Here is a 19,327-nt window from a genome sequence, read left to right on the forward strand (position 1 = left end):
GTATGAATTAAATTTTTCTTGAAAAATAGCGTATTAGGCTCGTCCATTTTAATGAAGAAAAGAACCTACATTTTTGTTTAGATCACGTTTATGGATCTCTGCCAACAGTAGTGCAATGAATTCTCTATCCAACTGCAATTTAGTAGCCATCTGGTAGGATTCAAGCAGCATTTCATCTGTTAACATCGCCATTGGTAACACACCCCTTCAATTATTTTCCTTATCATATCAAGAAATTTCCAGTAGAACAAGCGTTCTGTTATCCACATGAGGTTGTGGAAATCCTGTGAATAGAATGTTAGTAACCTATCCAAGTGGCTGTTAATTATGGTGGTATAATGTGGACAAAAGTTATTCACAGGATATTCCCGTTTCTTTTATCTCAAAAAAATATTTCTAATATTATGCATATTTTGGATTATTGTGGTCTTGTGTTGACTTCAAATATCCATATCTTACCACCGTTGTCGATTCCATAGTCGAATCCTAGTTCGCCAATCCCCGGAAAGGATGACTCTAGTATTCCGATACATGTATTCGTCAAATTACGCATTTCACGACGTTTAGTACGTGCAACTTTACTCCGTAAGGATCTACTTAAGCCTTCACGTGCACTTAATAAAGTTCCCCCTTTGCATAAATTCGTAACGAACAGCCCCGGCCGGGCTAATCGTCCCACCATTGCTCGATACATCCAGCTTCCATCCTGTTGCTTTGCAACCTTGACCCTGTAATCAATCGGGCGTCCTCCGATACGAGCCAAATGAATTCCTTGCTGAATAATGTACTTTCGCCCTACCTTCGCACGACCTAATGCTTTAAACATCGTTTCGAAGTTTCCAAATGCTCTGCGTCTAGACATATACGTAAACGAATAAACACCCCGATCATAAGACACTTTAATTACACCATAACCTCCCCCGCCATGAATTGGCTTGATGACGACCATACCAAACTGATGTATCATTCGCTTCAATTGTTCTGCATCATACATTCTGGTCTGCGGTATGTGGGGCGCTACGCTTCCATTACTTAATAACGCTTCAGTCTTTAACCATTTGTTAGCCAGTTGTCTTCCTGCCACGACTCCATCCCCTTTCTGGCGTTATATGCTATACATACTCAGAGCGGGGCTAGTTTTCTTGGATGATTGTCCGAAGCCTGCGCCTCTTTTCTGGGGACTTGCTCCCTCTTTGCAAAATATCCCTTTTTTACGTATAGTATTCTCAAACGCAAATTGCTCATATATAAGGGGGGTCACTTTGGAGGAGACAAGTTCTTTTATACCAACATTATTCGAAATTTTATATTGGTTCGCGATGATTGCCATGTCACTTGTGCTTGCTGCCATAACAGTCGCTTTATGCGTCATAGGCTTCAAGTTTATTAAGGATTCCCGCAAAGGTCTCGGTTTAGGTTGTATTCTATTCTCGCTAGTCTCCACCTCGATGATCATACTTATGGTTAATAAGCAATTCTTCTGAAACCAAAATCATTTCATACGTATTACTTATTAGTAGAAATACACACAGCTAGATATGTAGGAGGGATTTTGTCTTAATGGAAGGTACGCACAGTTGGAGTGAACGCTTCAAAAGATTATTTTTAAATAACCGGTTCGTTCTCTTTTTGCTGATTCTATTGCTAATTGGATTAAATATCTTTGTGTTCGGAAAAATCTCATTTATATTCACACCTCTGACCGTATTACTCAAAACGGTATTGTTCCCCGTTCTACTAACGGGAGCGATCTATTACTTGCTCAATCCGCTAGTGGACTTATTGGAGAGAAAAAGAATTCCGAGGGTGTACACGATTGTAACCCTTTATCTACTGATGGCGGGAATCATTACTATTGTGATCATCTCAGTCATTCCTTTAGTTCAGGAACAGGTAACACAACTAATAGAAAATTTTCCTAAATACAGCTATGAAGTGCAACTTCAGTTCGAAAGTCTAATCGGCAGCGATTTTTTCTCCCAGATCCAACAATCCACTGGATTTAATCCATCAACCTTGGGTCAAACCATTGCCGAGCAAGCCACTTCGATACTTGATAGCACTTGGTCCGGTATTGGCGGGTTCCTCGGTGCGATTAAAGATATCGTATTGACATTAGTTACGGTGCCGTTTATTCTGTTCTATTTGCTTAAGGATGGGAAGAAGCTTCCCACTTTCATCTTACGATTTGTCCCTGTCCAATTCCGTAAACAAACTCATAGTGTGATGACCGATATGAATGTTAAGATCAGTTCCTACATTCGTGGGCAGATTATTGTCAGCTTCTGTATTGGGATCCTCTTATATTTCGGGTTCCTAATCATAGGGCTTGATTACTCGCTTGTACTGGCCATCATAGCTTCGTTCACGAGTATTGTCCCTTACCTCGGACCAGCGATTGCTATTACTCCAGCACTGATTATTGCAATCGTAACGTCACCTTTGATGTTACTTAAACTTATTGCAGTATGGACAATCGTACAACTAATTGAAGGTAAGTTTATTTCACCGCAAATTATGGGCAAAACACTACGGATTCACCCTATCACGATCATCTTTGTGATCCTAACTGCTGGAAATTTATTCGGTATATTAGGTATCATCCTTGCCGTACCAGGTTATGCCGTACTAAAGGTTATCTTTTCTCATTTGTTCCAATGGTTCGAAGGACGCTCGCATCTATATGAAGATGCAGTACCTGATCCAGTTGAAATAACCGAAGGTGAAGCCACCACAGCACAAGATAATAGTAAGCCCACGACATAGCAAAATAAGCCGCCCCCTGGATGATTACTAGGTTGCGGCTTATTTATTTACTTATTTTAAGCACAATCAATCACAAACCTCTGGCTTACCCTCTTCATTCTTCATACGAAACGATTGTCCACAGCCACAAGAAGCGACAGCGTTAGGATTATTTATAGTAAATCCACCACTCATTCCAGACTCTTGAAAATCAATCTCTAGGCCGTTCAGAAAGCGCACACTCTCTTTATCTACAACTACCTTTAATCCATTAACATCCAAGTGAACATCTTCTTCACTTTCCTCATCATCCAAACCCATACCATATGAGAAACCGCTACATCCGCCCGGGTTCACCCCAAGACGCAAAAACATATTAGGTGTTTCCTCTTGATCTAACATGTCTTTAATTCGGTTCATAGCACTATCCGATATATTAATCATCTTCCATCCTCCTTTTCCGTACACATAAATTATACTCCACAACCGAAATCCCCTCAAGTGATGTGATTTTTATTGCTGCAACTATTCCCACTAATCGATCTAACTTATTGCCCCCTGATAAATCGAGGTTTATAATAGATAGGTATTTAACTATTACTATCTATTTTGACGGATCCCTATGCATAGGTATCAATATTCTTCCTTGTTGGACTGTCTTCATGGAAATGGAGGTATTATTGTATGTTTACAACTGTCACCCCAAGTACAGACAAGAGAATGGCAGAAATTGTAGAAAAGGTCTCGAAGGGCGAACGCCTTACCCTTGAAGACGGAGTATATTTATATAAGAGTGATGATTTATTGACCATTGGACAATTAGCCAATGAGGTTAATCTTAGAAAAAACGGCAAAAAGGTGTATTTCATCGAAAATATGAGCCTGTATTTCACTAACGTTTGTGAATCATACTGTGCATTCTGTAACTTCCGTAAGGACCAAGATGAAGAGGGGTCTTATACGTTATCCGGTGAAGAGATGATCGCCTATGTAGAGCAACATATTCACCCTGGAATCCGGGAGTTCCATATCGTTGGTGGTCACAATAATCATGTGCCTTTCCAATACTATGTGGATTCACTCAAAGCATTAAATGAACGTTTCCCCGACGTCACAATTAAGGCATACACAGCTGCTGAAATTGAATTTTTCACTCGGATTAGTGGACTCAGCACGGCAGAAGTGCTAACAGAGTTACGTAAGGCAGGGCTCCAGTCATTAACTGGCGGTGGGGCTGAGATTTTATCAGATCAATATCGCGAGAAAATGAAAGTCGACAAAGCTAACGTTGATCAATATCTCGATGTTCATCGGACTGCTCACCAACTTGGTATGAAGACTCATACAACAATGCTATATGGTTCAATCGAATCTCATGAAGATCGAATTCGCCATATGATTCAAATTCGCGAACTGCAGGATGAGACTGGTGGTTTTATGGTATTCATTCCTCTGTCCATGCAGCCACGTAATAAGAATGCGGGAATTATGCGCCGTAACTCGGCCTATGAGGATCTGAAAACTATCGCCATCAGCCGTTTGATGTTGGATAATATTCAGCACATCAAAGCTTATTTCATCAACATTGGGGTTCAACTCACTCAGGTTGCTCTCTCCTTCGGAGCATCCGATGTGCACGGTACAATTCTTAAGGAACGGATCAGTCACGCAGCTGGTGCCTTAACTCCTGAAGGCATAACACGCAAAGAATTGATTTGGCTTATTCAAGGCGCCGGACGGATTCCGGTTGAACGCGACACCTTCTATAACGAAATAGAAATTTTCGAATAAAGTTTCGGACACTTGAATTGAGAAAGTGATACAGAAGGGACGTGGGTTGATGATACAATTCGTCATTCTGGGTGGAGGATACGGGGGAACAACTGTCATTCATGAGTTATTCAAAGGACATATCCCTTCGGATGTGCAGATCACTTTAGTTGATCGCATGCCCTTTCAAAGTTTGAAGACCGAGTACTATGCACTTGCAGCTGGTACCGCCTCTGATCATGAGCTGCGTGTCCCTTTTCCGCACTATGCGGAATTACAAATCAAATACGGAGAAATAAGTACACTTGATTTGAATAACCGCTTAATTCACTTCACAGAAGGGGATCCTCTTCCATATGACCAACTTGTGATCGCCTTGGGATGCACCGATAAGTATCATAACATTCAAGGAGCCCAGCAAAATTCCTGTAGCATTCAATCCTTTGCAGCTGTTCGAAACACCTATATGAAATTAAACAACAGCAAGCCTTATAGTAATATTAACATCATCGGCGGAGGCCTGAGCGGAGTAGAACTTGCTGCCGAGCTCAGGGAGAGCCGGCCTGATCTGAACATAACGATTATAGACCGTGGCTCCCGGGTGTTATCTGCCTTTCCACCCAAAGTATCTGGATATGTCACCAAATGGTTCAACGAACATGAGGTGAGGACTCTACCTTATGTTTCAATAACTTCCCTTGAACCTGATCTCATCTACTATGGGGCTGATACCATTCCTACGGATGTCACAGTTTGGACTGCTGGGATTCAGCCTGCACCTCTGGTGCAACAGATGGATGTCAGAAAAGATCCGCAAGGCCGCATCCTATTAAATGAGTATCACCAAATTCCTAATTATCCCGAAATATTTGTCTGTGGAGATTGTGCAAGCTTACCGTTTGCGCCAAGTGCACAAGCTGCTGAAGGGCAAGGTTACCAGATTGCTCAGATTACAAGCGCATTATGGCGCGGAGAAACTCCAAAATTATCTAGCATTAAATTAAAAGGTACGCTTGGATCCCTTGGAAAAAAGGCGGGATTTGGCCTTATGGGTATGACTCAAGTAACCGGCCGGGTCCCACGTATCCTAAAAAGTGGAGTACTATGGATGTCCAAGCACCATATTGGTTAAGAAAACTCTCTTATCTTATCTAAAATCACCTGATACAACGCACTAGCAGTCTCTGCCTCTACAGTCTCTCCATTGACCAGCGCATAAGGTGTCATATAACACATCCCACATCCGGTCAGGCAACCATATTCAATCACATCAAAGTCAGGATTCTCTTTCAACTTCTCCATCACTTCATCCGTGCCGAAATGGGCATTGTTAGCACAAAATTCAATAATAGGTCTCAACCAGCTACCTCCGTTTATGTATGCCATTTAAATTTTAGATTTTTTGTACTATAATAATGATGTAATAAGAAAGGAGTTGAAAATAACAATGAGCGAAAACGTACAAGATAAATTATATGATGAAGTTCTAGAAGTTCTGGATAAACTTCGTCCATTCCTACAACGTGACGGTGGCGATGTTGATCTAGTCGATGTTGAAGACGGTATCGTTAAGTTGAAATTGATGGGTGCTTGCGGCAGTTGCCCTAGTTCCACCATTACTCTCAAAGCAGGTATCGAGCGCGCGCTGTTTGAAGAAGTAGAAGGTGTACAAGAGGTCGTACAAGTATTTTAATAAAATAGTATGATGAACGATCCGGCCTTCGACCATTCAAATGGAGAAAGCCACCAAATAAACTCAGCCCTCCGGTATGACTGGAAAGGCTGAGTTTATTTTTTAATTCCAATTGGAATTCCTCCGTTATTATCAAAGATGCTAAGACGGCTTAATCCACGGACGAATAGGATCCAAACCACCGGAAATATCCATAATATTACCCGTAATAAAATCTGAATTGGAATGACATAGAAACGCAATAACGCGCGCAATATCCTCACCACTACCTGGGCGACCTAATGGAGTTTCACCATCTTGGATTTCCCGGGCATCAGCAATGGACATCTCCTTATTGGCTCCTCGAATATCTCCAGGACATACCATATTAACCGTTATACCGTAGGGTGCTTCCTCCACTGCCAATGTCTTGGTGAAAGACACTAGGCCTGTCTTAGCAGCCGCATACACAGCACGGTGAGGCCAAGCCCGTGATTCAGCAGCGTGACCGAAGCCGAAATGTATAATCCGTCCCCACCGTTTCTCCCTCATACCCTGAAGCACAAGATGATCCAGTAGCAGCGTTCCAACAAAGTTACCTTCGATCATCGCCAAGATTTGTGATTGGCTATAATCGGCAAACAGCCGACGTTCACGAATAAATGGCCCAGCATTATTGACTAATATGTCAACTGTCCCGAGCTCTTCGGTTATCCGCTCGACCATCCTCTCGTTCTCCTCATGCCGGGAAATATCTGCTTGTACAGTGATGCAGCGTACGCCCTTCTGCTGTATTTCAGAACGGAGGGCCAGCGCCTCGGACTCGCTATGCACATAATTGATTGCAATATGACACCCATGCTCAGCAAGGGTTAGTGCTGTCTTCTTGCCAAGCCCTTTGGCGCTCCCGGTAATGAGAGCGACTTTTCCCTTCATTGTCCTCTCCTCCTCCTCAATGCCTTCATTTCAAGTATAGAAGATTTGAGGGATTCCGACAAACAATAGATGTCCGCTACGACGACGGATTATTCTTACGATCGTTGTTGTCCTCAGATTTCCTGATTATATACCGCACTTAGCGGTAGAAATCCGAGGACAAAGGCGAACGCGGCTTATGCTTCCGAGGTAGCTTTCTGAAGAAAGCTTTTAGCTTCTTCAGAACAATTCCGTCCCCTTCGCTACGCATCTGCAATCTAAGCTCACAAAAAAATCCCGCTCGCCATAAGGCAAACGGGATTCAAAGGATCAAACATAGTGTTCCTTACTTAGAATACTGGAACCAAAGCACCTGCATAGGTATCATTGATGAATGTTCTTACATCTTCTGAAGTAAGAGCCTTCGCCAATTTTTGAATTGCATCGGAATCCTTATTGTCAGGACGAGCAACCAAAATGTTAGTGTAAGGTGAATCTTTATCCTCGATGAAGAGCGCATCCTTTGTAGGATTTAGACCAGCTTCAATCGCATAGTTAGTGTTAATCAATGCGAAATCCACTTCTTCTAATTGACGTGGCAGCATTGCTGCTTCACTTTCAATGATCTTCAAGTTTTTTGGATTTTCGACGATGTCAGCTTTAGTAGCTGAAATTCCAGCGCCGTCTTTCAATTTAATCAAGCCTTGTTTCTCAAGTAGCAACAATGCACGTCCGCCATTGGTAGCGTCATTCGGGATAGCTACTTTTGCACCGTCAACAATTTCATCAACGGATTTGTATTTTTTGGAGTAAGCGCCAAATGGCTCAACATGAACACCTACAACAGACACAAGGTCAAAATTATTTTGTTTGTTTTGGTCATCAAGATAAGGTTGGTGTTGGAAGTAGTTCGCATCCAATTGTTTCTCAAACACTTGAACGTTTGGTTGTACATAATCTGTAAATTCTACAACTTCCAATTCAACGCCTTCTTCTTTCAACTTTGGAGCGATGAATTTCAAAATATCAGCATGTGGCACAGTGGCACCTACAACCAATTTCACTGGTTCAGCTGGTGTTTCTACTTCAGTCTGTGCTGCATTACCCTCAGATGATTGCGAGTTGTTTGCTGCATTGTTCTTCGCGTTGTTATTTCCACAAGCTGCGAGCACCAGAACCAAGGCTAGCGTCAAAAAAGATAAAGTCCATTTTTTCATAACAGTATGACCTCCTAATTTTTTTGAATAAGGATCTGAGCTCTATATATTTAGTAATTCCTTATTTCCGTGAAAAATAAATCACTAACCGATCTCCCAACATTTGCAATGCCTGTACCAAGACGACCATCAGGACTACGGCAACAATCATGACTTCCGTTTGATAACGGTAATAACCGTATTGGATCGCCAAGCTTCCCAATCCACCGCCCCCGACCATACCTGACATAGCTGTATAGGATACAAGTGTTACAGCTGTAATTGTCATCGCGGCCACAAGACCTGGCAATGATTCTGGGAGTAGCACCTTACGAATAACCTGAAGTGTAGAAGCTCCCATTGCCTGAGATGCTTCGATAACCCCACGGTCTACCTCGCGGAGCGCTGTCTCAACAAGCCGTGCAAAGAATGGAGCGGCACCTATAACCAGTGGTGGGATCGTACCTTGAACCCCCATGGATACCCCAACCACAAATCTGGTAAAGGGAATTAAAGCGACTATTAGAATGATAAATGGTACAGAACGAACGATATTGACAATAAACGATAAGATTCTGTAAATCCATCCTAAAACCCAGATATTGGATTTGGACAGGCTGTATAACAGGATGCCAAGTGGCAAGCCAATCAGAAACGTGAAAAAAGTAGCGTATCCCATCATGAACAACGTATCGATCGAAGCCTCACCGATCTCTGCCCAATTTATTATTGAGAAATCCAACCCTTTCATTATCCGATCACCTCCACATCAAGATCGCGTTCCCGCAATAGCGTCAGCGTCCGATCAACATCACCTTCGTCACCTTCAAAAGAAACGGTGAGCTGTCCATAAGGTACATCTTTTATTGTAGAAATTGTCCCCTGCAGAATAGCAAAGTTAACTCCGGTCTGCTTTACCACTTGAGACATAACAGACTCATATGTCTTAGCCCCAAGGAATGTAATTCTAACAATTCTAGCCCACTTTGCATGTAGAGCCGAGGTTGCTAACTTTAAACCTTCCTCAGCAAATGCATCATGATTGATAAATTCCCGCGTAACTTGATGCTTCGGCTTAAGAAACACTTCACTAACCGGGCCTTGTTCCACAATACCACCCTGATGAATAACAGCTACTCGATCACAAATGGTCTGGATCACATTCATTTCATGGGTGATGAGCAAAATCGTTAGATTAAATCTTTTATTAATATCCAGCAACAGCTTTAAGATCGAGTCCGTTGTCTGTGGATCAAGCGCAGAAGTAGCTTCGTCACAGAGCAGTACATCAGGATCACTTGCAAGTGCTCTGGCTATACCAACCCGCTGCTTTTGTCCCCCAGATAGTTGCGCCGGATATTTATTCCGGTGCTCCTCCAGACCAACCAGAGCTATAAGTTCATTTACTTTCCTCGAAATCTCCGCCCTCGGTGTACCGATCAGCGTAAGTGGAAAAGCAATGTTGTTGTACACAGTCGCTGATGACAGTAGATTAAAATGCTGAAAGATCATTCCGATCTTACTGCGCTGCCGCTGAAGCTCACGTTTTCCAAGCTTAGTGAGTTCTACACCGCCTACCCAAACTTCACCTTCTGTGGGTTGTTCGAGTAAATTGATGCAGCGAATCAATGTGCTTTTCCCGGCACCGGAATGCCCGATAACCCCGAAAATTTCGCCCTTTGCTACGGTTAAATTGACTCCGGACAAAGCGGTCGTTACTTTTTGTTTGCTTCCATATGTTTTGGTGAGCTGTTTGAGTTCGATCAAACGGATAGACCCCCTATTTTCTAAAAATAAAATGATAAAAAAACAAAAGAGCCCCTTTGCAGATTCAAGGGCTCTCTTTACGTAAAGACAATGCCTTCTCATCTGCCAAAATCATTCGCACACAAACTGCGTGATTTTGAAGGAATTAGCACCATTCATTCGTCCAATAACACAGTACATCATAGACCGCATTAGTAACAAATTGGTTGCTGGGCTTCATCGGGCCTTTCCCTCCGCCACTCTCGATAAGAAAATATGAAATTATATGAAAATCATTAAATGTAATATTTCTGAAACTATTATTTTAGAGTATAGATTCTTTTGGCTGTTTTGTCAAAGAGAATCCTTACCAAAGATCATTTTTTGTTGTTCTTTTTCCATTCTTGGATGATATAGTCATAAGAAGCAAGCAATGTTTCACATACCATACGATATCCTTGCTCCAAATCGCGTAAATGCCCATCAAGATCCTCCAGTTCAATCTTTCCGTACAATGCTTGATGCCGTTGCCACAGATCATCTTGTAGCTCCGAGTTCATGTAATGAATCTCTGTATTCCGCCGCCGCCGTAACACATTCAGCGCTTCTTTGTAGTTTTCCTTGATCGTGAACAACGTATTCCCCAAATCTATATGCACCTTCAAATAGTGGAATTGACGCAGCACTGTAAAATAAGAATAATGTGGTTTTTCTTTAGAGGTATTCAGATTATATAGTTCATTCAGCACTGTTCCTAGCTTATCGAGAATAGAAAACAATCGAATGAAGCCATCCTTGTAGAAAAAAACGTACCGAGCATAATTATCTTTCTCAGCCGCATCCATGTCATCTACAAAGTCTGTCACAACCTTCTTACGAAAAAAGGTAGCTGCAAACAGGCACTGTTCCAGTTCATCCAGCGAAGAAATCAAACCATGTGTCCATACTTCCAACTTTCGATAATCATGTGAAGGGTCGAGGTAAAGTTCCATTTGTTTATGTAGTAACTGGATGCTATTCCCCATGATATTCATTGTATCCGCCAGTAGTCCTTCATTCTGCCTCGGTGGTTCGCCAAGCAAGCTTCTTAACATGGTTATCCCTCATTTCCCAATTATACAAAATACGTTTTCCACCGTTGCTCCACCAGAGATACAATATCCTCACGCGGAAATAATTCCTCCGGATAGCCCGGCTTCATACGTGCGTCAATGATAATCGGCAGGCTGTATGCTAAGTGATGCTTATTAACCTCTGTCACCGAGTAAATATCCTCAGCCGGATTAAACCGAGTAAATACGGTCCACAAGAAGGCTATCTGATCTTGTGCCACTATCTCAGCTTGGTCCACAAGTACGACAAGCGGCCAAGCTGTCCCACGTGCTCTCAACCGGGTAAGTAGACGCTGCGGGAGCATAGGCTCCTTCTCATACGATGCACCTGAGACTACAAGACAACCGTCGTGGAATACGTTAATATGAGCTATTTCTGCAATATTTCCCTCTGTATATGACTTAGGTAGTTCTCTAACCCGTTCTCCTACTCCGATTAGAATAGCCTTACTACCGTGATTCAACTCGTGACCAGTAAAGTCCTGTGTGTAATAAGAAGTATTAATAAAAATAAATAAATCGGTTCGTGGATCAAAACGTTCCAAAATCGTTGCCAGTAACAATTTAAAATCGGAGAGATCAATCAGCTTGTCCGTTAGCATCAGAAATTTCGTCAGTGACAATTGCCCTTCACCGAGAAGGCGAAACCCTGATACAAGTGCTTCACGGGAATAGCTCTCCCGCACAACCGCTGAGGTTAATGCTTGAAACCCACATTCTGCATAGCTCCAGAGCGAACGAACCTTTGGTATGACAACTGAAATGATCGGTGAGAGTAGCTTTTGCAAAAAGTCTCCCAAATAATAATCTTCCTGAAATGGTTTCCCTACAATGGTTGCTGGATAAATCGCATTCTTCCGATGCCACATATGATTCACATGAAACACCGGGAATTTATGTTGTATGGAGTTATAACCTAAATGATTACCGAAGGGTCCCTCAAGACGTCGTTCATGTGGAGGCACAAATCCTGAAATAGCAAATTCCAATTCCGCTGGAATCCGGTGTCCCCCCAGAGGATTCTCAGCCATAGGAAGTTTCTCTCCTAGAATAAAAGAGGCCACCAATAGCTCTGATACCATCTCCGGTACAGGAGAGATACCCGCTGCAATCATTGCCGGAGGACCGCCGAGAAAGACGGACACTGGTAACGGTTCATTACGTTTCTCGCTCTCGTGATAATGGAATGCACCCCCATCTTGAATTCCCCAATGCATTCCAGTTGTTTGATCATCATACAATTGCATAGGGCACATACCGAGATGGTTATCCTTGGAGTCTAATGGGTTCTCTGTGTATACCAGTGGTAAGTTAAGAGATGGCCCTGCATCCCCTTGCCAGCTCGTTACTCTCGGCAGAACACGCAATGGCGATTCAGTCTGGCATACTTGAAGAATGGGTGCATCACCTATTGCTACTGTTTTCATTCCTACTTTTAGCACTTCCCGAATGAGTCCCCGTTCATTCCAAATCGCCTTCGGTGTTGGAGGCTGTAATTTGTTCAAAGCTCCTAGAAGTCGATTTGCAAGCTGTTCGGGGCGTGGTCCAAATGCCTTTTCCACCCGGCGACTCGTACCGAATAGATTTGTAGCCACCGGAAATGGTGACCCTTTCACGTTTGTAAATAATAAAGCAGGCCCACCATCATCAATAACACGCCGATGAATTTCAGCCAATTCCAAATAGGGGTCAACAGGCACATCTATAATAGCAAGATCATTGTCTCTCTGCAGAGCATCAATCCATTGACGCAAATTAGTGTAATTCATATTTATTCCTCCCCCAATGAGAGCTAATTTAGCCTTAAGAAATATGTATTAGGGATAGCCCTATCAGCCTCAGATGGCTGAACAATAAACGCAGTACATTCCATAAAACAGATACCCCAGTGTAGACCTAGTTCTCAAGAAAAAGCCCACGATGAGATCGTGGACTTTACTTAAAGTATCTATACATATTGTAACATGCTTGCTACTTCAGATCACTATCCTGCCGTCTACTAGGAGGTCTACTTAACTGCCAAGTTCTGACACTCATATAACATAGTACTCCGAACAATGCTGCCACAACAACCATGTGTGCAAGCGATGTAAATAAATATACGTGATAATTATACAAAGTGAACACAATACCAGCGCCTGTGAATACCTGTACAATGACAAGAACCGTCGCTGCAACGCCCAAGAGCCGAATTTCCCTGTTATTTGGATGTTTTCGATAAGCGAAATGACCCAGGACTGCAATGACAAGGAATAGCATACCTGCCGCAACGCGGTGGGCGAATGCAATTCCAACGCCCCCGGATAATTCAGGAATAATCCGGCCGTTACATAGCGGCCAACCACTACAACCTCCAGCCGAATCAGTATGGCTTACATAGGCCCCTATGTATACAACAATATAAGTATAAACCGTAGCAAACCACGTTAAGTTACGGAATCCTTTAGAAACACTAGCAATGGGTAACACTACATTCTTTGTCTGTCTTACTTCATCCTCGCGGATACCAAACACGAGCATAATAGAGCTAGCAAATGCGATCAAAGAGAAACCGAAATGAAGTGCCATGACAGCCGAATTAGTCGGATAGACAACCGCCATTGCCCCCATAAAGGCCTGCACCATAACAAAAATCAACGCAAGTAGCGAATATAATTGCAAATCACGCCGATTTTTACGATACAGCCAAAAGGCAACAAAAGTCCCTAAAGCCAATAGTCCCGCCGCCCCGCTGATCGCACGATGCGAATATTCAATCATCGAGGCTACGGTATGCGCCGGAATAAATTTCCCATTGCACAGTGGCCATTGATTCCCACAACCGAGTCCAGACTCTGTCTTCGTTACAACACTACCACCCAAAGTCGCCAGAAACATAACCAAAGAGGAAAGATAACTAAGCCATTTTAATTGTTTGGTTCTCAAAGGCTTTCCACCCGCCTACTATATAAAAAATAGAAAACATTAACAAATTATAGTTCATTATAACCGATAAAGAGAACGCAATCATAGTGATTCCTAGTAAAATGTTCAAAAATAAAACATCGCTACCCCTGAATTCGGAATAGCGATGTGACTTTTAATATGGAATGTCCTTGGATTATTCTTCTTTTCTTTCTGCAGAATCATGCAGTGTACTGTATACGGCTAAAGCCTTGTCCAAGAAATCCTCGATTTCTTCCCGAGATTTACGCAATTTATTAACAAACCTTACAAGTTCGCGTCCATCTGTGTATGCAACAAAGCTAGGGATACCTAGGATGTTCTGCTCCTGACTAACATCGCCAACTTTATCTACATCCACTTCCATAAGTGTTAAACGATCACCATATTTTAATTCGAGCTCCGGCATGAACGGATCAATAAATTTACAGTCTACGCACCAGTCTGCTTTAAAGACTGCCACTACTAAACCACTGGATTGAATGCTTACGTTAAAGTCTTCCGCACTAGTTACCTGTTTCATGGTCTTCTTCACCCTTTCTCTATCGATCTACCTATTAGTCAACCAAAATGGAGAGTGGAAGTCAAATTTTTGGGCCATACTTATAGTGAACTTATCAAGTTAGTTCTGAGGCGAGATGCAGGCTCTCTATCCACCTCCGCTTACAGGATAAGCCCTTTATCCCCCTATGTTAGTTTAGAGGAAAGTGAGGAATACCCATGAAACAGAAGCCAGGTGATGATCCCACAAATCATGTATCTTTTCCTGGTTTTAAGGAGTTACTACACCGCTTGCCCGCTGTTTTAGGCGAGATGGTTAGAGGAAAAGCTGCAGGATTTTCAGATTCTTCAGAACTTCGGGAAGACCGAATTTCTCTAGGTTGGAACGAAGCCTCCGCTCGGACCGTTTCCAATGAAATTGAGGACCTTGTACGCCGAGGGGTCGCCGTTCGCCCTAATATGGAAACGTGGAGTGATGCTGATATCGCGCTTGCCGAGGAGATTGCCATAGCAACCGATCGTGCAGGAATCAGTAATATTACTAGAACCGAAGCTTATCTAGCTTGTTATCAGGCCTATCCTGAGTTGCACTGGGCTTTTCTTGCCCATATGGTATCTCGAAATGCAGGATGGAATATGACAGACCTTCAGGGAAGCCGGATCGCTGATACGATGGACGAAGAGGGGAAGAGATCCGCTTATCGTTTTATCGAACGGAGTAACGCGCTAATCTTTCAAGACGCCTACCCCCAACTCCTACTCTATATGAAAAGTCGAGAGTTAGGCTCCAGCCACTTTCATCTACTGCCTTATTTCCATGTTTCCCGTTTCATGCTCCCTTTCTGGGAAAGATTCTGGATCGACCGGGGTAGTGCATTGCTTGCAGTAGGCCTCATAATCAATGAGCAGCATTACATTGAAAAGCGCGTCATCAAGCATCCCTATTATCAGAAATATGTTACCGACAAGGCACGTTTCCACTTGTTCAGTCTTTCAGGTTTGAACCATATCGTCTTCCCGTTGCTGGAAGACGGGCCCGCGGCGAAGTCTGATAATGACGGAGCCATAGAAGCGGGGAATGGCACAGCCGAGAGAATGGTCACGCGCCTCGCTGGGCGCGTGGTCTCCGACTTCGGCAGCCTCCCCGCCCGCATCGCGCTAGGCAAAGGCCTATACGCGATGCTGATGGGTTTGCGCGGCGTGCGCAGCGGCGCGCAGAACTTCGCCGCAGCCGTGCCGCATAGCGGCTCGCGCGCTGATTATTGGCCGGATATATTCACGGCCAAACGGGAAGAAGCTCTGACCTTCCCTGTACAGGGGTCAGAGCTTCTAGAAGCGGAGACGCTGCCAGCGGGCAAGCGTCTCTATAGCCCCAAGTTGCTGGACGCTTGGGGCGACATGCCTTATGAGCCAATCCCCAGGGAGGATTGGCTCAAGGACACCAGCGCGCTGGACGGCATCAGCGCGCCCAAGCCGCCCTATCTCTGCGACATAAGCCGTGAGCATAGGCTCGGCATTCTTAAGACTGCGCTGGCGCATGATTCATTAGCGGATAGCTAATCTAGCGCACACGCCCTGCTCATCCATGTTTACGTACGCAATTTAGCTGCGGTCCACGGAACTCGGAGTTCTTTGCAGTCGCATGATCGGAGACAGCACCTTTCGTAACGGTCCAGGGAAGCTGCTTAACTCATCCTTGCGGACAACTCGCAGCAAGACCAATAGAACTGGATAAAGCGCCACAACGATAATCCCAACGATGCAGCAAGTGATGAAGAAGGCAAGACGATCAGGGAGAAGAGATACCATTTGAATCCCTGCCTGATTTAAACCATAACCCACACCAGAAAGACCAATAACAGTTAACAAGAAGCCAGTCCAGCGATTTCCCATGATGGAGAATGGCACAATCTTTTTCATCGCTCGTACATTTAAGATCGTAATAACGAGGAAACATAGCCCCGTTGCAGTGATGATACCGTAAATACCCCAGAACTGAGCCAAGACATAACTTGCGCCCAGTTTAATCATAATGCCAATGGCAACATGAACCATAGATAAGTTTGCTTTATTAATCCCTAGTAGAATCGAATTACTAGTCATCATCGTAATTTGGAAAATAGTCGCAAATGTAAGCAGCGCAATAATACTGCTTCCGTCCCGTGTACTGAACAACAGCCCATTTACAGAGTAAGCGGCCGTTCCTAGTGCGAGAATGATCGGCATTCCCGTCAATACAGCCACCCGCATCGCTAGTGTTACCTGTCGATTTAAATGTTCTTTGTCACCACGAGCAAATGCAGCCGAAATAACAGGTACTAACGATTGGCTGAGTGCAATAGCAAGAATAGGTGGAATACCCGCAATCATCTGAGCACGATTACCGAGAATCCCCAAAATATAAGTCGCTTCTTTCGATCCAATTTGTCCGCTAAGCAACGGCTCTATTATAGAATTATCAATAAAATTGACTGCAGGTACTGCCAAAGCGGTAAGAACGATAGGAATCGATAATTTGAAGATCTCACCGTAAATTTTAGGCATCGACATGCTATTTTTGTCTAACGAAACTTGTAGTTGATTTGCACGAAGATCCTTCTGACGTACTTTGTAATTATAAGTGAACATGACGATCAAAGCCGCAACACCACCTAAGACTGCACCAAAGGTAGCACCTGCTGCCACTCGTTCACCGGAATAGCCCATATTATAGAACATAAATGCTAGAGCAATCCCCGTACCTACGCGAATAATTTGCTCAATCACTTGTGATATACCACCGGCGATCATAATGTTTCGACCTTGTAAATAACCACGAATAATTGCAATCACAGGAAACAGAAGAAGTGCTGGTGACAACGCCCGCATCGCTACAGCAGATTCCGGTACACCTGTGGCCGCTGCATAATATGGCGCCATGATATAGAGCAGTCCAAACATAATTGCACCCGCAAATAGCGCGAAGATTAAAGCTGCGTGATACACACGACGGGCCTCACCTGGTCGCTCTAACGCATGTCGTTCAGACACCATCTTACTTAATGTACTCGGAATACCGGCCGTTGCTAATGTTAGCAACATAAAATAAGCCGCATTGGCTTGGGCATACGCCGCATTACCGATATCTCCAAGGATATGTTCTAAGGGAACACGTTGAAACAATCCTAGCAATCTAGCAAGCAGCGCGGCTCCCGCGAGGATTAAAGTACCTTTAACAAAAGACTCTTTATTAGATGACAAAGAAAATTCCTTCTTTCCTATGTTACCCCACTACTACTCCAAAAGTAATAATGATGGAATAAGCACAATCTAACCAATCTAGAAAGCAACGATCCAGATAATAAAGACCACAATCATTGTGAGCTGCAATGCCACTTTGACCACGATACTAGTAAATAGGCCTACTAATGAGCCAATCCCTACATTGAAAGCTTTAGTCAACGACTCACCCCGAAGCAGTTCCCCAATCATTGCCCCAATGAGTGGTCCCAAAATTAAACCGAAGGCAGGAATAACGAACGGGCCGATTATAATTCCTATGGTACTCAGCCACATCGATAACTTACTGCCCCCGAATTTTTTGACACCCCATGCACCAACCGCGTAATCTGCAACTAACAGAACGACTACGATCAGTGTTTGAATAATCCAGAAAAACACACCAAAAGATTCAAATGAGAAGAACCATCCGTACACGAAGAAGGCAAAATACACGGCCAGCACCCCAGGAAGTATGGGGTAAACCGTTCCCGCCATGCCGATGGCAAACAAAGCGATAACAAGAAACCAGCCGAGTACTACCATGAAAAGCTCACTCCTCCATCAAAATATAATCGCGAATAATCAACGCAATACCATCCTCATTGTTGGATGCTGTAACAACATCTGCATTCTCCTTGAGTGTATCCTGAGCATTACCCATTGCTACGCCCAATCCAGCTGCTTGAATGACAGCCAGATCGTTCAAGCTATCACCGACTGCAATTACTTCAGACATATCGATTCCAAGTAACTCCTCGCATACCATACGTATACCACTCGCTTTATTAATTCCCTTAGGATTGATCTCCAAGTTAACAGGGGATGAATTCGTGATCTCAAGCCCCCCCATATCCTGTAATTGCATCAGAACGTCGTGGCGAACCTCGTCATCCTCAATATGGTAGCCGAATTTGATCCATTGGTTGCGGTCCAGCAAGGAATTATCCCAATTTTTCTCATTGTAGACTCCTTCTACAGCATAGGCCCAGAACCAAACCTTTTTCTCCTGAGCAATATTGTACATGGTTTCGATAATGCTTTTCTCAAACAATTCGCGATGGTACAACTCATGTGGTGTTTTCCATACTTCACTTCCATTTGCGGTTACCATCGGTGTTTTAAGTCCTAATTGATCACCAAAAGAAATAGCTTCATCAAATCCTCTACCTGTAGATAGACATACATGAACTCCCGCCGCCATGGCTTTGCGAATCCACTTCTCCGTCTCTGGTGAAATTTGATGATCATCGGTCAGCAAGGTTCCGTCCATATCTAGTGCCAGTAATTTATATTTCAATTGTCTTCCTCCATTTCACTCTTATCCTTTGTTCTAATCTCTTCTCTAATTCATTCTTTTAAACAACACAACGTCATTTTATCATATTACCGTAGCACCAACAAAGACAGACTTATAACATCAATCAAAATGAAAAAGACTGCTGGGGAATTTCCATTCCTGCAGTCCT

21 protein-coding genes and 1 riboswitch are annotated in these 19,327 nt (G+C 43.4%); of the genes, 6 read left to right on the top strand and 15 right to left on the bottom strand.

Going from position 1 to position 19,327, the window contains the following annotated elements:
• Window positions 1-48: 48 nt before the first annotated feature.
• Both sda and EJP82_RS01800 read right to left on the bottom strand, forming a co-directional pair.
• On the bottom strand, window positions 49-192 hold the full coding sequence (gene sda / locus EJP82_RS01795) for a sporulation histidine kinase inhibitor Sda (RefSeq protein ID WP_127190288.1): 144 nt from the start codon (window positions 190-192) through the stop codon (window positions 49-51).
• Between the two features lie 226 nt (window positions 193-418).
• Window positions 419-1,084 carry a YheC/YheD family protein gene (locus EJP82_RS01800; RefSeq protein ID WP_127190289.1) on the bottom strand — a complete coding sequence of 222 codons (666 nt, stop codon included), beginning with the start codon at window positions 1,082-1,084 and terminating at the stop codon, window positions 419-421.
• 178 nt (window positions 1,085-1,262) lie between these two features.
• Between EJP82_RS01800 and EJP82_RS01805 the strand changes: the two genes are divergently transcribed.
• On the top strand, window positions 1,263-1,484 hold the full coding sequence (locus EJP82_RS01805) for a hypothetical protein (RefSeq protein ID WP_307399990.1): 222 nt from the start codon (window positions 1,263-1,265) through the stop codon (window positions 1,482-1,484).
• Window positions 1,485-1,560: 76 nt separating this feature from the next.
• Window positions 1,561-2,766 (top strand): AI-2E family transporter, encoded by a 1,206-nt coding sequence (locus EJP82_RS01810; protein ID WP_127190290.1) that lies wholly within the window; start codon window positions 1,561-1,563, stop codon window positions 2,764-2,766.
• Window positions 2,767-2,832: 66 nt separating this feature from the next.
• Here EJP82_RS01810 and EJP82_RS01815 read toward each other — a convergent pair whose 3' ends face one another.
• Complete coding sequence (locus EJP82_RS01815) at window positions 2,833-3,189, bottom strand: HesB/IscA family protein (RefSeq protein ID WP_127190291.1); 357 nt, start codon at window positions 3,187-3,189, stop codon at window positions 2,833-2,835.
• 240 nt (window positions 3,190-3,429) lie between these two features.
• On the opposite strand from EJP82_RS01815, the gene mqnE reads away from it, so the two are divergent.
• Together mqnE and EJP82_RS01825 are read left to right on the top strand one after the other, a co-directional pair.
• Window positions 3,430-4,536, top strand: a complete 1,107-nt coding sequence (mqnE, locus tag EJP82_RS01820; RefSeq protein ID WP_127190292.1) for an aminofutalosine synthase MqnE — start codon at window positions 3,430-3,432, stop codon at window positions 4,534-4,536.
• A gap of 49 nt (window positions 4,537-4,585) precedes the next feature.
• Window positions 4,586-5,647 carry an NAD(P)/FAD-dependent oxidoreductase gene (locus EJP82_RS01825; protein ID WP_127190400.1) on the top strand — a complete coding sequence of 354 codons (1,062 nt, stop codon included), beginning with the start codon at window positions 4,586-4,588 and terminating at the stop codon, window positions 5,645-5,647.
• Here the strand turns inward: EJP82_RS01825 and EJP82_RS01830 are convergent.
• On the bottom strand, window positions 5,644-5,874 hold the full coding sequence (locus tag EJP82_RS01830) for a YuzB family protein (protein WP_127190293.1): 231 nt from the start codon (window positions 5,872-5,874) through the stop codon (window positions 5,644-5,646). The genes EJP82_RS01825 and EJP82_RS01830 overlap by 4 nt on opposite strands.
• Window positions 5,875-5,962: 88 nt before the next feature.
• On the opposite strand from EJP82_RS01830, the gene EJP82_RS01835 reads away from it, so the two are divergent.
• The gene (locus EJP82_RS01835) at window positions 5,963-6,208 is read left to right on the top strand and encodes a NifU family protein (RefSeq protein WP_091228009.1); all 246 of its coding nucleotides are present in this window, start codon (window positions 5,963-5,965) and stop codon (window positions 6,206-6,208) included.
• A gap of 141 nt (window positions 6,209-6,349) precedes the next feature.
• Here the strand turns inward: EJP82_RS01835 and EJP82_RS01840 are convergent, their stop codons facing one another.
• From EJP82_RS01840 to EJP82_RS01875, 8 genes are all read right to left on the bottom strand, one after another.
• Window positions 6,350-7,123 (bottom strand): SDR family oxidoreductase, encoded by a 774-nt coding sequence (locus EJP82_RS01840; protein WP_127190294.1) that lies wholly within the window; start codon window positions 7,121-7,123, stop codon window positions 6,350-6,352.
• 329 nt (window positions 7,124-7,452) lie between these two features.
• The gene (locus EJP82_RS01845; RefSeq protein ID WP_127190295.1) at window positions 7,453-8,319 is read right to left on the bottom strand and encodes a MetQ/NlpA family ABC transporter substrate-binding protein; all 867 of its coding nucleotides are present in this window, start codon (window positions 8,317-8,319) and stop codon (window positions 7,453-7,455) included.
• 61 nt (window positions 8,320-8,380) lie between these two features.
• Complete coding sequence (locus EJP82_RS01850) at window positions 8,381-9,049, bottom strand: methionine ABC transporter permease (protein ID WP_127190296.1); 669 nt, start codon at window positions 9,047-9,049, stop codon at window positions 8,381-8,383.
• Window positions 9,049-10,065 carry a methionine ABC transporter ATP-binding protein gene (locus tag EJP82_RS01855; RefSeq protein WP_127190297.1) on the bottom strand — a complete coding sequence of 339 codons (1,017 nt, stop codon included), beginning with the start codon at window positions 10,063-10,065 and terminating at the stop codon, window positions 9,049-9,051. Before EJP82_RS01855 ends, EJP82_RS01850 begins: the two co-directional genes overlap by 1 nt.
• Before the next feature lie 95 nt (window positions 10,066-10,160).
• A riboswitch (SAM riboswitch) is annotated at window positions 10,161-10,317 on the bottom strand.
• Window positions 10,318-10,421: 104 nt separating this feature from the next.
• Entirely contained in the window at window positions 10,422-11,138 is a 717-nt protein-coding gene (locus EJP82_RS01860) for a Cthe_2314 family HEPN domain-containing protein (protein WP_127190298.1), read from the bottom strand.
• Between the two features lie 20 nt (window positions 11,139-11,158).
• The gene (locus tag EJP82_RS01865; protein ID WP_127190299.1) at window positions 11,159-12,925 is read right to left on the bottom strand and encodes a UbiD family decarboxylase; all 1,767 of its coding nucleotides are present in this window, start codon (window positions 12,923-12,925) and stop codon (window positions 11,159-11,161) included.
• Between the two features lie 202 nt (window positions 12,926-13,127).
• Window positions 13,128-14,081, bottom strand: coding sequence for a COX15/CtaA family protein (locus tag EJP82_RS01870; RefSeq protein WP_127190300.1), 954 nt, complete (start codon window positions 14,079-14,081; stop codon window positions 13,128-13,130).
• Window positions 14,082-14,256: 175 nt separating this feature from the next.
• Entirely contained in the window at window positions 14,257-14,622 is a 366-nt protein-coding gene (locus EJP82_RS01875; protein ID WP_127190301.1) for a thioredoxin family protein, read from the bottom strand.
• A gap of 197 nt (window positions 14,623-14,819) precedes the next feature.
• Between EJP82_RS01875 and EJP82_RS01880 the strand changes: the two genes are divergently transcribed.
• Window positions 14,820-16,160 (top strand): DUF2515 family protein, encoded by a 1,341-nt coding sequence (locus EJP82_RS01880; RefSeq protein ID WP_127190302.1) that lies wholly within the window; start codon window positions 14,820-14,822, stop codon window positions 16,158-16,160.
• Window positions 16,161-16,202: 42 nt separating this feature from the next.
• Here EJP82_RS01880 and EJP82_RS01885 read toward each other — a convergent pair whose 3' ends face one another.
• From EJP82_RS01885 to EJP82_RS01895, 3 genes are all read right to left on the bottom strand, one after another.
• Window positions 16,203-17,840: a putative polysaccharide biosynthesis protein gene (locus EJP82_RS01885; RefSeq protein WP_127190303.1), complete on the bottom strand. Its 1,638-nt coding sequence runs from the start codon at window positions 17,838-17,840 to the stop codon at window positions 16,203-16,205.
• A gap of 78 nt (window positions 17,841-17,918) precedes the next feature.
• Window positions 17,919-18,404: a DUF456 domain-containing protein gene (locus EJP82_RS01890; RefSeq protein WP_127190304.1), complete on the bottom strand. Its 486-nt coding sequence runs from the start codon at window positions 18,402-18,404 to the stop codon at window positions 17,919-17,921.
• Between the two features lie 7 nt (window positions 18,405-18,411).
• Window positions 18,412-19,158 carry a Cof-type HAD-IIB family hydrolase gene (locus EJP82_RS01895; protein WP_170220106.1) on the bottom strand — a complete coding sequence of 249 codons (747 nt, stop codon included), beginning with the start codon at window positions 19,156-19,158 and terminating at the stop codon, window positions 18,412-18,414.
• Window positions 19,159-19,327 lie beyond the last annotated feature (169 nt).

It is taken from the genome of Paenibacillus anaericanus (genome assembly GCF_003994475.1).
GTDB classification, from domain to species: domain Bacteria; phylum Bacillota; class Bacilli; order Paenibacillales; family Paenibacillaceae; genus Fontibacillus; species Fontibacillus anaericanus.